Source organism: Stenotrophomonas sp. PS02300, from assembly GCF_029959395.1.
Classification (GTDB): Bacteria; Pseudomonadota; Gammaproteobacteria; order Xanthomonadales; family Xanthomonadaceae; genus Stenotrophomonas; species Stenotrophomonas maltophilia_AD.
Window position 1 is genome coordinate 1 of the sequence record NZ_JASCOP010000103.1, and the last position, 14671, is coordinate 14671.

10 protein-coding genes, 1 tRNA gene and 1 pseudogene are annotated in these 14671 nt (G+C 68.3%); 8 read left to right on the top strand and 4 right to left on the bottom strand.

What is annotated here, in order from left to right:
• Positions 1–61: 61 nt before the first annotated feature.
• From QMX79_RS15955 to trxA, 3 genes are all read right to left on the bottom strand, one after another.
• Complete coding sequence (locus QMX79_RS15955; RefSeq protein WP_282247606.1) at positions 62–1699, bottom strand: CHASE2 domain-containing protein; 1638 nt, start codon at positions 1697–1699, stop codon at positions 62–64.
• Positions 1696–3360 carry a FecR domain-containing protein gene (locus QMX79_RS15960; RefSeq protein WP_282247607.1) on the bottom strand — a complete coding sequence of 555 codons (1665 nt, stop codon included), beginning with the start codon at positions 3358–3360 and terminating at the stop codon, positions 1696–1698. Before QMX79_RS15960 ends, QMX79_RS15955 begins: the two co-directional genes overlap by 4 nt.
• A gap of 138 nt (positions 3361–3498) precedes the next feature.
• Positions 3499–4356 (bottom strand): thioredoxin, encoded by an 858-nt coding sequence (trxA, locus tag QMX79_RS15965; protein ID WP_282247608.1) that lies wholly within the window; start codon positions 4354–4356, stop codon positions 3499–3501.
• A gap of 88 nt (positions 4357–4444) precedes the next feature.
• On the opposite strand from trxA, the gene QMX79_RS15970 reads away from it, so the two are divergent.
• The 8 genes from QMX79_RS15970 (at position 4445) to QMX79_RS16005 (ending at position 11502) form a co-directional block, all read left to right on the top strand.
• Complete coding sequence (locus tag QMX79_RS15970) at positions 4445–5056, top strand: DUF998 domain-containing protein (protein WP_282247609.1); 612 nt, start codon at positions 4445–4447, stop codon at positions 5054–5056.
• A 190-nt stretch (positions 5057–5246) separates the two neighbouring features.
• Positions 5247–7886: a leucine--tRNA ligase gene (gene leuS / locus QMX79_RS15975; protein ID WP_282247610.1), complete on the top strand. Its 2640-nt coding sequence runs from the start codon at positions 5247–5249 to the stop codon at positions 7884–7886.
• A gap of 96 nt (positions 7887–7982) precedes the next feature.
• Positions 7983–8603 carry an LPS assembly lipoprotein LptE gene (lptE, locus tag QMX79_RS15980; RefSeq protein WP_282247611.1) on the top strand — a complete coding sequence of 207 codons (621 nt, stop codon included), beginning with the start codon at positions 7983–7985 and terminating at the stop codon, positions 8601–8603.
• A 27-nt stretch (positions 8604–8630) separates the two neighbouring features.
• The gene (gene holA / locus QMX79_RS15985; protein ID WP_282247612.1) at positions 8631–9668 is read left to right on the top strand and encodes a DNA polymerase III subunit delta; all 1038 of its coding nucleotides are present in this window, start codon (positions 8631–8633) and stop codon (positions 9666–9668) included.
• Between the two features lie 5 nt (positions 9669–9673).
• Complete coding sequence (gene nadD, locus QMX79_RS15990; RefSeq protein WP_282247613.1) at positions 9674–10339, top strand: nicotinate-nucleotide adenylyltransferase; 666 nt, start codon at positions 9674–9676, stop codon at positions 10337–10339.
• A gap of 58 nt (positions 10340–10397) precedes the next feature.
• Positions 10398–10832: a ribosome silencing factor gene (gene rsfS / locus QMX79_RS15995; RefSeq protein WP_282247614.1), complete on the top strand. Its 435-nt coding sequence runs from the start codon at positions 10398–10400 to the stop codon at positions 10830–10832.
• A 65-nt stretch (positions 10833–10897) separates the two neighbouring features.
• Positions 10898–11368 (top strand): 23S rRNA (pseudouridine(1915)-N(3))-methyltransferase RlmH, encoded by a 471-nt coding sequence (gene rlmH / locus QMX79_RS16000; protein WP_025879294.1) that lies wholly within the window; start codon positions 10898–10900, stop codon positions 11366–11368.
• Positions 11369–11425: 57 nt separating this feature from the next.
• Positions 11426–11502, top strand: a tRNA-Asn gene (locus QMX79_RS16005).
• A gap of 121 nt (positions 11503–11623) precedes the next feature.
• On the opposite strand, the pseudogene QMX79_RS16010 reads toward QMX79_RS16005, so the two are convergent.
• Positions 11624–14452, bottom strand: a pseudogene (locus tag QMX79_RS16010) (TonB-dependent receptor).
• Positions 14453–14671 lie beyond the last annotated feature (219 nt).

The following is a 14671-nucleotide window of genomic DNA, read 5'->3' on the forward strand; positions in this document are numbered from 1 at the left end:
GAGCCACGCCCTGCGTGGCTATGCGGTGCCGGAACGTAGAGCAGCCACGCAGGGCGTGGCTCTACACGGTGTTGTCCGTTTCCATGTCGCCGGTGGCGTAGCCGTCGCGGCCTGCGGCCTTGGCGCGGTACAGCGCGGCGTCGGCGCCTTCGAAGTAGTGGCGCGGTTCGGTGGTGGCGTCGGGAATGTGGGTGTACAGGCCCACGCTCAAGGTGATCTGCGCGTGCTGCTGCGGGCCGATGGCCCGGTGCATGCCGCGCACGGCGGCGATCAGGTCTTCGACGACCTGGACGGCGCCGTCGGACGTTGTATCGGGCAACACCAGGGCGAATTCATCGCCGCCAAACCGCGCTGCCATGTCGCGCGGGCGGCGCGCGTGCGCGCGGATCTCGTCGGCGATACGGCGCAGCACCGCGTCGCCGGCAGGTTGGCCGTGCAGGTCGTTGTGCTGCTTGAAGTGGTCCACGTCGATCAGCACCAGGGTCAGTGGGCGACCACTGCGGCGGCCGGCATCATGTTCCTGCTGCAGCGTCTGTTCGAAACGCACGCGGTTGCCCAGCCCGGTCAAGCCATCGCTGTTGGCCTGCCGGCGCCACGCGGTGATCCGCCAGAGCACCCACGCGCAGATCACCGCCAGCATGCAGGTCAGCGCGGCAGCAGGCGCGAACCAGAGTTGGCCCGCGCGCAACAGCACGAAGCTGGACAGCAACGCCAGCGGCAGCGCAAGCAGGGCGCTGGCCACCGCGCGCGGCAGGGTCAGCCCCAGTGCGCACAGCGCCACCAGCAGCCCGCTCAATGCCGCCTGCCACGGCGGTGCCAGCACGTTGATCACGTTGCCGGTCAGCAGCATCGAGGCCACGTTGGCCTGGTACTCGGTGCCGCTCATCCAGCGCTCGCGTGTGGTCGGGGTGAGCAGGCGCGGGGCGATGCCGCTGGCGGTCATGCCGACCAGGATCAGGCGATCGTGCAGCACTTCCGGCGCGACATCGCCATTCAACACATCCGCGTACGACACCTGCGGGAAACGCTCGGGTGGGCCGGCGAAGCGGACGCGCACGTAGTGGTTGCGGTGCCATTGGTAGGGCGCGTCGTGCCGTGGACGATCGATCAACCCCGGCAGTGGCCCGCGCAGGTTGGCCAGCGCCAGGCCCAGCGCAGGCCAGTGCGGTGAGCCGATGCCCGCGGTGAGGTACAGGCCGCGGGTAACGCCATCAGCCTCCACTTCCACATCGGTGTGGCCCAGCATCGAGGCGTTGGCGGCGATCAACGGAATCGGCAGCAGTTCCTCGGCCATGCGCGGCCCGCTCGACGGTGCGGCCAGCACCGGTAGCACCACGTGGCCGTTGCGGCGGATCGCAGCGGCCAGTTCGGCATCCTGCGCACTGTCCTGGCGGTCCGGTTCGGACAGCAGCAGGTCCAGCACCACGCGCTGGCTGCCGGCGGCGGTGAGGCGGTCGAGCAGGCGCGCATGGGTCGAGCGCGGCCACGGCCATTGGCCGAGCTGCTGCAGGCTGCTGTCATCGATGGCCACCACCAGCAGGCGTGGATCGGGTGTGTATTCCCACGACCCCACGTAGGTGTCGTAGATCGCTTCATCCTGCTTCCAGAACCACTGGCCGTGGCTGGCTGCCGCCGCCAGTACGCCCACCAGCACCGCGAGCACGATGCGCCGGGGCCAGGAGAGCGTGAGCGGCCTCACAGCAGCAGGAGCAGCAGCAGGGCGCCGCCACCGGCGCCATAGCAGGTGCGGCAGGGCAGTGTGACCTGCTGCGCGGGCGAGAACGGGCCGGCATAGCCGTCGTCATCGATGGTCTGCACGCGCACGTGCAGGGTGCCGTGCCACGGCCGCTTGAGGGTGACCTCGGGCTGATCCAGCTGCTGGTCGAGCAGCGGTTGGGCGAAATCGCCGCGCTTGTCCAGCTGCACGCGGTAGCGCTGGCCGGGCTCGCCGGCCTGCCAGCGCAGGGTGAGCTGGCCCTTGGCTGCCTGCGGCGGCTGCAGCGCGGGGTCCACCGGCGCATCGCTGATGGCGAGGGCCACCGGCTGGCCGAAGCGGCCGCGGTGGCCGTTGCCGTCGCGCGAGGCCACGCGCCAGTAGTACGCGCCCGGGGCGAGGTCGTCCTTGGCGCGCACGCGGGTGCCGCGGCCTTCCTGCTCCAGCACCGGCTGCAGGAACTGCGGCTCGGTGGCGACCTGCAGCACGGTGCTGGCGGCGCCTTCCGCCTGGCTCCATTCGAAGCGCGGGCGCGGGCTGGCCAGCGTGTCGCCGTTGACCGGGCGCACCGTGAGCGGCGGGGCGGGCTGGTCACGCACGTTGAAATCGGCCTGCGCATCCAGGCCTTCCACGCCATCGGCACTGACCGCGCGCACCAGCAGCCGCAGCAGGCCGGGGGGCAGGTCGGGCACGGTCATGGTGGTGTCGGCGGTGTCCCTGGCGAACAAGAGGATCTCCGGCTGATCGGCGCGCACTACTTCTACCCGGTACTGGGTGGCTTGCGCTACTGCTTCCCATGCCAACAGTGCCGGCAGCGGGTCCAGGCGCAGGCCGGTACGGGCCAGGACCGGGGCCGGCAGCAGCGCTTCGGGGGTGTCGGGGCGGGCGTCCAGCGCCCGGTTGCGGGTGGCCTGGCCGCGGGTGACCAGCTGCTGGCCACGCCGGTTGCCGACCTGCACGCGGCCTTCCAATACCTCGGTGGCGGCCATGCGGCCCGCGCCGCCGGCGCTGACGCGGAACTGCGTGCCGCGCACGCTGCTGGTCGCGGTGGGCGCATCGATGATGTAGCGCGAGGCGGGACCCTTGGCCGGGGTGACCCGGTTGCTGCTGCGGCCCTGTTCCAGGCGCAGGCGGGTATCGACCATGCCGGTGTGGCCATAGCGGCTGAGCTGGTCCAGGCGCAGGTGCGAGTGTTCGCGCAGCTGCAGGCGTGAATCGTCGGCGAAGGCGAGGGTGACGCTGGCATCGCTGCCGGTCAGCAAATGGGTACCGATGCCGAGCTGCTCGCCTTCGGCAACGTCGTGCAGGGGGCCGTTGTCGCCCCGTCGCGCCTGCACCGGGCCGCGCACGGCCAGCACCCGCGCCGGTGCCGGCTGCACCCGCAGCCAGGCAATGGGGAACCGGAGCTGGCTGCCGGGCGGCAGCCGATAGGGGTCGGCCACCCGGTTGTGCGCCTGCAGCTGTTCCCACGCCACGCTGGGCTTGAGGTAGCGCGCCCCAAGGTCCCACAGGGTGTCGCCGGGACGGACCCGGTAGGTCCAGTCCTGGGCCAGCAGCGGGAAGGTAGGCAGCAGCAGCGCCAGCAGCACCAGCAGGCGGGCGGAGCAGGCGCGGGCGCGCGGAAAGCGGGTCGAACTCACGGTCATCTGTGCCCTGAAGGCGGGGCCCAGCCGTGCAGCCCCCATGGCCAGACCGCATCCCCCCGAATGGATCGCGGTCAAAAATCAGACCGCCATCACATTATTGCCCGGCGCCGGTGCAGGGATTCTGAACGCCGCAGCGGCTCAGAACAGCAGCGCGGCCATCGAACGGCGGTAACGGCCGACCAGTGCGGCATCGTCGATTACCTTGAAGGCGTCGATCAGCAGCTTGCGCGGCAGGTTGTCGCTGTAGGAACCGTCTTTCTGCAGCATGGCCAGGAACTGCTCCAATGCGGCTTCGTCTTCGCCGCCAAGCAGTTGCTGCACGCCACGCAGGTGGCGCGCCTGCAGGTCGCCGCCATCGGCGGCGATGCGCGCCTCCAGCTGCTCCGGTGCGGGCGCGTCCTGCAGCGCTTTGGCGAAATCCAGGCGGGCGCGGGCGCGCACGGCTCGATCGTCGGTGGACAGGTTGGCCGGCAGTGCCTCGATCAACGCGCTGGCTTCGGTGGTGGCGCCGGTCTGCAGCAGGGCCAGGGCCAGGTCGAGCTTGAGCTCTTCCTTGTCCGGCTCGGCGGCGATGCCGGCGCGCAGCACATCCACGCGCGCCTGCGGGTCCAGCGGGGCCGGCTCGGCGGCGGCGGCTTCGGGTGCCTCTGCAGGGCTGATGCCGTGCTGGGCCAGGAACTCGCGCAGCTGGCCTTCCGGAATCGCGCCGGGGAAGCCATCCACCAGCTGGCCGCCCTTGACCAGGAACACGGTGGGCACCGAGCGGATCTGGAAGGCTGCTGCGATCTGCTGCTCCTTGTCCACGTCCACCTTGGCCAGCTCGAAGGCGCCGTTGTATTCGCCGGCCAGCTTTTCCAGCATCGGCCCCAGGGTCTTGCAGGGCTCGCACCAGGTGGCCCAGAAGTCGACCAGCACCGGGGTCTGCAGCGACTTCTGCAGCACCTGCGCTTCGAAGGTTTCGGTGGTGGCGTCAAAGACGTGGGGCAGTTCGCTCATGGTCGGGAAATCAACGATTAAAGATGTACCCAGTGTATGGTGCCGGCCATATTGAGAAGCAACCCCAATGGTTGCGGAGAAGGGCCCGATGAAGACCGTGCAACGTTTCGACCCCTTGTTCGGCGCGGCCGGCGCCGTGCTGTTCCTGGCTTCGGTGCTGGGCTTCGGTGCGGTGTTGCCGGGTTACCTGCCGCTGGGCCATCCGGTGGCGCTGCTGGGCGCGACCGGGATACCGCACGCAGTGGCCTTCGACCTGCTGGGCTTCGTGCTGCCGGGACTGCTGGCGGTGGTGGTGGCGCTGCGCCTGCTGGCGCGGGTGCCGGTCACCGCGCCGTGGACGATGCGCGTGGGCGGCCAGATGCTGGTGCTGTCCGGGCTGGCCTTCGCCGCGATGGGCGTGCTGCCGCTGGACCCGACCGACATCGAGAGCCCGGCCAGCCAGTACCACGCCAGCGCGTGGATGGTCTGGGTGCTGGCGTTCGTGCCCGGCGCGCTGATGTCCGGTTTTGCCGCACGGCGCCTGCCGGGCTGGGGGCGGCTGGCGGCGCTGCACGTGGCCGCCGGCCTGGCGGTGCTGGTGGGCGCGTTCGTGCTGCAGGCGGTCATTCCCGCACCGGTGGCCCAGCGGCTGGCCTTCGTGGCCTGGGTGGTCTGGCTGGCGGCTGCGTTGCCGGTGGCCAGCAAGGTCCGCCACGGCTGAACTGACGGATTCGACCGCAATCCACGCGGGTGTGCGCGCGGGATGGCGCCTGTGGTTTATCCGGGAATGGGTAATTCCGTGATTTATCAACAGGATGCCATTCCGGTCCGGTATTGGCAGCGCTGATGATTGGAGCGCTTTGCCGCACTGCGGTACGCTGTGCCGCTTTGCCGCCGCAACTGTGTTTTCCATGACCAGCGTCGAACCCAACGTATACGATCCGCAGCAGGTTGAATCCGCCGCCCAGAAATTCTGGGACGCCACGCGCGCCTTCGAGGTGAACGAGGCCTCGGACAAGCCGAAGTACTACTGCCTTTCGATGCTGCCGTACCCGTCGGGCGCGCTGCACATGGGCCATGTGCGCAATTACACGATTGGCGATGTGATCAGCCGCTACAAGCGGATGACCGGCCACAACGTGCTGCAGCCCATGGGCTGGGATGCGTTCGGCCTGCCGGCGGAAAACGCGGCGATCAAGAACAAGACCGCGCCGGCCAAGTGGACCTACGCCAACATCGAACACATGCGTGGGCAGTTCAAGTCGATGGGCTATGCGATCGACTGGTCGCGCGAGTTCGCCACCTGCACGCCCGAGTACTACGTGCACGAACAGCGCATGTTCACCCGGCTGATGCGCAAGGGCCTGGCTTACCGCCGCAACGCGGTGGTGAACTGGGACCCGGTCGACCAGACCGTGCTGGCCAACGAACAGGTCATCGACGGCCGTGGCTGGCGCTCGGGCGCACTGGTGGAAAAGCGCGAGATCCCGCAGTGGTTCCTGCGCATCACCGATTACGCCCAGGAACTGCTGGACGGCCTGGATGAACTGCCGGGCTGGCCGGACTCGGTCAAGACCATGCAGCGCAACTGGATCGGCCGCTCCGAAGGGCTGGAAATCCAGTTCGACGTGCGCGACGCCGACGGCAGCGCGCTGGACCCGCTGCGCGTGTTCACCACCCGGCCGGACACGGTGATGGGCGTGACCTTCGTGTCCATCGCCGGCGAACACCCGCTGGCGCTGCATGCAGCCAAGAGCAACCCGGCCCTGGCCGCGCTGCTGGCCGAGATGAAGCAGGGCGGCGTGTCCGAAGCCGAACTGGAAACCCAGGAAAAGCGCGGCATGGACACCGGCCTGCGCGCGGTGCACCCGGTCACCGGCGCCCAGGTGCCGGTGTGGGTGGCCAACTTCGTGCTGATGGGCTACGGCACCGGTGCGGTGATGGCCGTGCCGGGCCACGACCAGCGTGACAATGAATTTGCCAACAAGTACGGCCTGCCGATCCGCCAGGTGATCGCGCTGAAGTCGCCGCGCAAGGACGAGGCCGCCTACGATGCGACCCGCTGGCAGGACTGGTACGGCGACAAGACCCGCGAGACCGAACTGGTCAATTCCGACGAATTCGACGGCCTGGATTTCCAGGGCGCATTCGAGGCGCTGGCCGAACGTTTCGAGCGCAAGGCCCAGGGCCAGCGCCGGGTGAACTACCGCCTGCGCGACTGGGGCGTGAGCCGCCAGCGTTACTGGGGCTGCCCGATTCCGGTGATCTACTGCCCCAAGTGCGGCGCACTGCCGGTGCCGGAAGAGCAGCTGCCGGTGGTACTGCCGGAAGACGTCAACTTCGTGGGCACCGGTTCGCCGATCAAGGCAGACCCGGAATGGCGCAAGACCACCTGCCCTGATTGCGGCGGCGCGGCCGAGCGCGAGACCGATACCTTCGATACCTTCATGGAATCGAGCTGGTACTACGCGCGCTACACCTCCCCGGGTGCCCGTGACGCGGTGGACAAGCGCGGCAACTACTGGCTGCCGGTGGACCAGTACATCGGCGGCATCGAACACGCGATCCTGCACCTGATGTACTTCCGTTTCTTCCACAAGCTGCTGCGCGATGCGCGCATGGTGGACAGCAACGAACCGGCGCAGAACCTGCTGTGCCAGGGCATGGTAATCGCCGATACCTATTTCCGCCAGAACCCGGACGGTTCCAAGGACTGGATCAACCCGGCCGACGTGGACGTGCAGCGCGACGAGCGCGGCCGCATCACCGGTGCGGTGCTGATCGCCGATGGCCAGCCGGTGGAGATCGGCGGCACCGAGAAGATGTCCAAGTCCAAGAACAACGGCGTGGACCCACAGGCCATGGTGAGCCGCTACGGCGCCGACACCGTGCGCCTGTTCTCGATGTTCGCCGCGCCGCCGGAACAATCGCTGGAGTGGAACGAAGCCGGCGTGGACGGCATGGCGCGTTTCCTGCGCCGGCTGTGGACCCAGGTGCAGAAGCATGCGGACGAGGGGGTTGCCCCGGCACTGGAGCTGGCTGCGCTGACCGCCGAGCAGAAGGCGCTGCGCCGCAAGACTCACGAAACCATCGGCAAGGTCAGTGATGACTACGGCCGCCGCCACAGCTTCAACACCGCCATCGCCGCGGTGATGGAGCTGATGAACGCCCTGGCCAAGTTCGATGACGGCTCCGCGCAGGGCCGTGCGGTCCGCCAGGAAGCGCTGCAGGCCGCCGTGCTGCTGCTCAACCCGATCACCCCGCATGCCAGCCATGCGTTGTGGCAGGTGCTGGGCCATGGCGAAACGCTGCTGGAAGACCAGCCGTTCCCGCAGGCCGACGCCAGCGCGCTGGTGCGTGATGCGCTGACCCTGGCCGTGCAGGTCAATGGCAAGCTGCGTGGCACCATCGAGGTGGCCGCCGATGCCCCGCGCGACCAGATCGAGGCACTGGGCCTGGCCGAGCCGAACGCGGCGAAGTTCCTGGACGGGCTGACCGTGCGCAAGATCATCATCGTGCCGGGCAAGATCGTGAACATCGTGGCGGGGTAAGCCCCGCTCTACGTGCTTCGTTCACGCAGGGTCGGGCATCGTATCGGCATCCATTTTTCTGTTGCCGGCTTCGCCCGGCTCCTCCAGACTGTGAACATGACCCGATTCCTGCTTGCCATCGTTCTGACCGTAACCCTCGCCGGGTGTGGCTTCCACCTGCGCAACAAGCTGATGCTGCCGGCCGACACCGCTGCGGTGAAGGTGGTGTCCTCCGCGCCGTACAGTGAGCTGGCCAAGCTGCTGCGCCGGGGCCTGCAGGCCTCGGGCGCGACGATTGCCGAATCCGACAGCAAGGAACCGGCCGCACGGCTGCAGGTGGTGTCCGAGCGCTGGGGCGACCTGCCCATCGCGATCGATGCGCAGGGCCGTGCGCAGGAGTTCAGCCTGCGCTACGCGGTGATCTTCGTGTTCCGCCGCGAGGACGGCAGCGACCTGGTGCCGCAGCAGGTGATCGAGCTGTCGCGCGATTACGTGTCGCCGCCGGCCGATTCCACCGGTACCACCACCGAACGCGAAATCCTGGCCGATGAACTGCGCCGTGAAATGTCGGCGTCGATCCTGCGCCGCATCGACAGCGTGGTACGTGCCGAGCTGGAACGCGGCCAGCTCAACCGACCCGCCAAGCCGGCCGCTGATCCGGCAGCAACGCCTGCCGGCGTGCCGTCGACCACGCCGCCGGCCGACGTGCCGGCCGTCAAGCCGCCGCAGGGCGGCTGACCGGTCCGCTGGCGGACCGGCCGCACGATGGGACTGCGCCCCGCACAGCTTTCCAGTCAGCCGGCCAGCCAGGCCCTGGCGCCGGTGTACCTGATTGCCGGACCGGAAACGCTGCGCGTGCTGGAAGCGGCCGATGCGGTGCGTGCGCGGGCCCGCGCCGACGGCATCAGCGAACGCGAAGTGTTCGACGCCGACGGGCGTGATTTCGACTGGAACCAGCTCGACGCCACCTTCAACGCACCCAGCCTGTTCAGTGCGCGCCGGCTGGTGGAGCTGCGCCTGCCCACCGGCAAGCCGGGCAAGGAGGGCGGGGAGGTCATCAGCCAGTTCTGCGCCAACCCGGCGCCGGACGTGATCCTGCTGATCACCTGCAACGAATGGAGCAAGGCCCACCAGGGCAAGTGGGCCGAGGCGGTGAACCGCGTCGGCGTGCTGTCGGTGGCCTGGGCGATCAAACCGCATGAACTGCCGGACTGGATCGAACGCCGCCTGCGCCAGCAGGGCCTGCGCGCCGATCCGGCCGCCGTGCAGCGGCTGGCCGAGCGGGTGGAAGGCAACCTGCTGGCGGCAGCACAGGAAATCGACAAGCTGGCGCTGCTGGCCAGTGGCCAGACGCTGGATGCGGACACCATGGAATCGCTGGTGGCCGACGCCGCCCGCTACGACGTGTTCCGGCTGCTGGAAGCCACCTTCTCGGGGCAACCGGCGTCGGTGCTGCGCATGCTGGCCGGGCTGCGCGGCGAAGGCGAGGCGGTGGCCGCGCTGATGCCGATGGTGATCCGCGAGATGCTGTCCACCGCCGCGCTGGCCCGGGTGCAGGCGCGCGGGGGCAACCTGGCCGCGGAGATGAAGAGCCGCGGCATCTGGGAATCGCGCCAGGCTCCCTTCAAGCGGGCCCTGCAGCGCCACCCTGACGCCAAGCGCTGGGAGCGCTTCGTGGCCGAAGCCGGGCTGGTGGACCGCATGGCCAAGGGCCGCGCCGATGGCGATCCCTGGCTGGGGCTGGAGCGCCTGCTGGTGGCGGTGGCTGAAGCGCGCGCGGTACGCCTGCTGGCCCGCGCCTGAGCCCGATGGGCCTGCGCATCCATTACGGCGGAACCTTCGACCCGGTGCACCTGGGGCACCTGGCCATCGCGCGTGCGGCGCGCGACCAGTTGCAGGTTGCCGTGCGCCTGCTGCCGGCGGCCGATCCGCCGCACCGGCCAGCGCCGGGTGCCAATGCCGCCCAGCGCGCGCAGATGCTGGCACTGGCGATCGGCGACGAACCGGGCCTGCTGCTGGACCGGCGTGAGATGGAGCGCGCCCAGCGCCAGCCGGAAACCCCTTCCTACACCGTCGACACGCTGCGCGAGCTGCGTGCCGAACTGGGCCCGCGCCAGCCGATTGCCTGGCTGGTGGGCGCCGACAGCCTGCTGGGCCTGCCCAGCTGGCACCAGTGGGAGGACCTGTTCGAGCTGGCGCATTTCATCGTGGCCGACCGACCGGGAAGCTCGCTTGAGCAGGCCCTGCCGGCCCCGCTGCAGCAGGCGCTGGAAGGCCGCTGGGCCAGCCACGAGCGTGAGCTGTTCAATGCCCCGGCCGGCCGCGTGCTGCGCCTGCACGCCCCGCTGCGCAACGAATCCGCCACGGAAGTCCGCGAGCGAATCGCCGCGGGCGGGGACTGGCGGGAACTGCTGCCGCCCCCGGTCGCCGATTACGTCGCCGCGCACGGGCTGTACGGCCTCCATACGGCATGAACACGTTCAGCTCGTCCGCCCCGTATAATCGGCGCCACATTTATCGAGTTGCCCTGCTTTGAACAATCAAGCCCAGCCCCAGACCATCAAGGTCCAACTGCCGAACCCGGCGCCGTCCAATGAGCAGCTGCTTGATTGCGTGCGCAAGGCCACCGAAGAACTGAAGGCCAAGGATCTCGTCGAAATCGACGTGATCGGCAAGTCCAGCGTCGCCGATTACATGGTGATCGCGTCGGGCACCTCCAGCCGCCACGTGAAGTCGATCGCCGACGAAGTGGTCAAGTTCGCCAAGAACCTGGGCGTGATGCCGCTGGGCGTGGAAGGCGAGCGCGAAGCGGAGTGGGTGCTGGTCGACCTGGGCGACGTGATCGTGCACGTGATGCTGCCGCGCGTGCGCGAGTTCTACGCGCTCGAGCGCCTGTGGACCGTCGGCGACCAGCCGCCGAGCCTGCTGGATGACGCCGACGACGAAGACGACTACGCCGCGCGCTGAAGCCCGCGCACGCAGTAGCGACAACGGCGCCCGATGGCGCCGTTGTCATTTGAAGGAGCATGACGATGAAAGCCAGGTTGATCGCTACCGGTGAACGCGCGCCCAGCTGGGTGGCGCAGGGCTTTGCCGAATACCAGAAGCGGCTCTCGCACTGGTTGCCGTTCGAGCTGGTGGAAATCGAGCCGGGCCTGCGCGGCAAGGGGCGCGATGCGCGCCGCGCGACCGAAGACGAAGGCAAGCGGGTGATCGCCGCGCTGCCCAAGAATGCGTATGTGGTGGCGCTGGATGTGCCGGGCAGGCAGCTCAGCTCCGAGCAGCTGGCGCAGCGCCTGGAGCATTGGCGCGGCCAGGGAAGGGACCTGGCGTTCCTGATTGGTGGCCCGGAAGGGCATTCGCCCGAAGTCTCTGCGTTGGCCGACGAGAAGTGGTCGATCGGTCCGCTCACCCTGCCGCACATGCTGGTGCGGCTGGTGGTGGCCGAACAGCTGTACCGTGCGGCGGCGATGCTGGCCAACCACCCGTATCACCGCGCGTGAAGAAATTCCGCGAGGACGGGTTACAAGCTGCGAAAAACTGGTTACAATGCGCACCCCGCCCGAATAGCTCAGCCGGTTAGAGCACTTGACTGTTAATCAGGGGGTCGTTGGTTCGAGTCCAACTTCGGGCGCCAAGTTTTTAGAAGCCTCGCAGCGATGCGAGGCTTTTTTTTGGCACAGCCACGCAGGGCGTGGCCCTGCCGCAAAAAAAAGCCCGGGCATTGCCCGGGCTTTTTTGTTTCACAACGGCGTGGATCAGTTGAAGGTGTACTTCGCACCCACCGTGAAGTAACGCCCGATTGCGCCGCTGAAGTGCAGCGGGTTGTAGTTCACGCCACCGTAGGTGGTCGGGTCGAGCGGGGCGGTACGGTCGAACACGTTCTGCACCGAAGCGTTCAGCTCGAACGCGTCGCTGATGTTCCAGCGGCCGGACAGGTCGAAGGTGGTGAACGAAGAGATCTTCTCCACCGGCGTGCCATCCCAGTAGAAGGCCAGGTAATCGCCACCGCGGCGGTCCTTGTTCTCCAGGCTGCTGATGTAGTTGACCACGCCGCTGACGCTCCACGCGTCCTGCTTCCAGGTGGTGCCGAAGTTGATGCGGTCTTCCGGCGTGCCGATGCAGTTGGTCACGTCGCAGTTGCCGTGCGTGCCCACGTAATCGACCGTGTTGTCGCCTTCGGTGCGTTCGAACTTCAGCACGTGGCTCCACTGCAGGTCCATTTCCAGCTGGCCCGGGCCGATGTCGAAGGTCTGGCGGATATCGGTATCGATACCGCGCACCCGCGACGAGTTGGCATTCACGTAGGCGGTGTTGACCGCCAGTATGGTGCCGGTGCCGGGAACGCCGCCGATCAGGTCGGTGTCACGCAGCACGTTGCCCGCCGCGATCGCATCGGCGGTGCTGCCCTGCGCGATCTCGTTGGTGCGCTTGATTTCCCACGCGTCCACGGTCAGCGAGGTGGTGGCCGTCGGCTGCAGCACGATGCCGAAGGAGTAGCTCTTGGATTCCTCGGGCACCAGGTCCGGGTTCGGGCTGGTGATGATCGCCACCGGCCGCGCGCCGCAGTTGGTGGTGACATCGGCCGGCGGGCTGGCCGCGCAGCGGACCGGGTCGCGGGCGGTGGAGAACGCGGCCAGGCCGCCGTCGCCGTTCTCGGCCGGGTTCGGCGCACGGAAGCCTTCGGCGTAGGTGGCGCGCAGTGCCACCCAGTCCACCGGGGTCCACTTCACGCCCAGCTTCGGGGTGGCCTTGCCGTCGCCGCTTTCGTACTTGTCGTAGCGCACCGCGCCGGTCAGTTCCAGCTGTTCCAGCACCGGGGCGGACAGTTCGACGTACCCGGCGTACACGTTCTGGGTGCCGTCATACGCCGAATAGCCCAGGCCGATGATGTCGCCCTGGTCGGTGGAGGTCTGCGGGGTGAGGCTGTTGCTGGTCTTGCGCCATTCGGTGCCCAGCGCCAGGCCGAGCGGGCCGCCCTTGAGGTCCATCAGGCTGCGCGTGACGGTGAAGTCGAACATGTCCAGGCTGGACGAGGCGCGGGCCTGGATGTCCGGCGAGATGTAGTCGTACAGCGCCTGCGAGTTGAGGCCGGCGTCGTCGCCGATGCGCCAGGTGCCGCCGGCACAGGCCGGATCACCCAGGGCGCAGAGCACGGAGCTGTAACGCAGGAAGCCGGTGCGCTTGTTGGTCAGCTCGGTACCTGAGTGCAGGAACGCGGTGTCGTAGCCCCACTCGCCCCAGTTGCCCTTGGTGCCCACCAGGAAGCGGGTGAACTCGTTGGTGTTGGTGGTCACGCGCGGGCCCACGTCCCAGGCCGTGTAACGCAGGCGCGAGGCTTGGCCGGGGATCACGTTGTCCGGATGGGTCGGGGAAAGCACCACGGCGCCAGGGCCACTGCTGGCGTTGCGCGGCCCGCCCGGATAACCCCAGCTGCCGGACACACCCGACGGGGTGTTGCTGAACACGGTTTCCTTCTTGGAGTAGCCGATTTCCGTGTAGATCTCGCCGCCTTCGCCATAGGCGAAGCTGGCGCGGCCGAACACGTTGACGTACTCGTCCTTCGGGCTGAGGTCGCGGAACTGCTGGACCGCATCGTACAGACACCCGTCTTCGGCGATCGAGGCATCGGTCTGGCCCGGGATGTTGGTCACCGACTGGCAGCCCGGCAGCGGCACCAGGAAGGCCGGGTTGTCGGCATCCACGTTGCGGTCATCGAACACCGAACCGTTCGGGCCGGAGCCGCCGCTGGTGGCGCCGTTGAGGAATGCGCCGGTGAGGAACTGCGCGTCGGAGGCAGCGATGCCCCAGCGGCGCAGGTCACCCGTACCGATCCACTTGCGGTCCTTGCGGTCGCTGATCTTGATCGCATCGGTCTTGCCCACATCCAGGCTGAAGAATGCGTTCCACCCGTCGGTGGCGATGTCGCCGGTACCGGCGGTCAAGGTGGCCTTCTTCGCATCGCCGTCGCTGTCGCCGGAGAGGCCGTAGGAGCCGCGCAGGATCGCGCCTTCGAAATCGCTGCGCAGGATGATGTTGACCACGCCGGCGATGGCGTCGGAACCGTAGATCGCCGAGGCGCCGTCCTTCAGCACTTCCACGCGCTCGACCGCATCCAGCGGGATGGTGCTGAGGTCGGTGAAGACCTTCTGGCCGTCATCGGCCAGGCCGTAGGTGGCCATGCGGCGACCGTTCAACAGCACCAGCGTGGAGCCGGCGCCGAGGCCGCGCAGCGAAATGCCCGCGCCGCCGCCGGCGAAGCCGTTGCCGAAGGTCTTGGGGATGGAGCCGGCGCCGTCGGAGGTGAGCGTCTGCAGCTACTCGGCCACGGTGGTCTTGCCGCTGCGGTCGATGTCCTGGCGCGTCACCACCTGCACGGGCGAGGGGGTTTCAGTATTGGTGCGGGGAATGTTCGACCCGGTGACCGTGATGCGGTCCAGGTTGGTGGCCTGGTCCTGGGCCATGGCCGAGGAGGAGGCGAGGGCGCCAACCAGCAGCAGCATGCTGCCGGCAAGGGCCGAGGAAATGGAGTGGGCAAGCGGGGTGCGACGGCTGCCGCGGTAGCGTTGTTGGATCGGGTGTTTCACAGCTTCTCTCCTGACTGGAAAACCGGGTGTCGGGGCTGGGCGCCGTCAACGGATTGACGCGTCGGCGCCAATCTAGGTTTCCAACAGGTGACGTAACCGTGAAAAATTGCTTAATTCGCGCAATCGGTGACGGCCGTCAAAAAAGTGCGGGGTCCCGGGTCCGGGACCCCCCAGCACTGACCTTACTGCGGCAGCGAGAAGCTCACCGGCACCAAGCCC

What these genes read in the sequence shown, in the direction of transcription:
- nadD (WP_282247613.1), top strand. Translation starts at nt 9,674, where the DNA reads ATGGGCCTGCGCATCCATTACGGCGGAACCTTCGACCCGGTGCACCTG.
- lptE (WP_282247611.1), top strand. Translation starts at nt 7,983, where the DNA reads ATGACCCGATTCCTGCTTGCCATCGTTCTGACCGTAACCCTCGCCGGG.
- rlmH (WP_025879294.1), top strand. Translation starts at nt 10,898, where the DNA reads ATGAAAGCCAGGTTGATCGCTACCGGTGAACGCGCGCCCAGCTGGGTG.
- leuS (WP_282247610.1), top strand. Translation starts at nt 5,247, where the DNA reads ATGACCAGCGTCGAACCCAACGTATACGATCCGCAGCAGGTTGAATCC.
- QMX79_RS15970 (WP_282247609.1), top strand. Translation starts at nt 4,445, where the DNA reads ATGAAGACCGTGCAACGTTTCGACCCCTTGTTCGGCGCGGCCGGCGCC.
- holA (WP_282247612.1), top strand. Translation starts at nt 8,631, where the DNA reads ATGGGACTGCGCCCCGCACAGCTTTCCAGTCAGCCGGCCAGCCAGGCC.
- trxA (WP_282247608.1), bottom strand. Translation starts at nt 4,356, where the DNA reads ATGAGCGAACTGCCCCACGTCTTTGACGCCACCACCGAAACCTTCGAA.
- QMX79_RS15960 (WP_282247607.1), bottom strand. Translation starts at nt 3,360, where the DNA reads ATGACCGTGAGTTCGACCCGCTTTCCGCGCGCCCGCGCCTGCTCCGCC.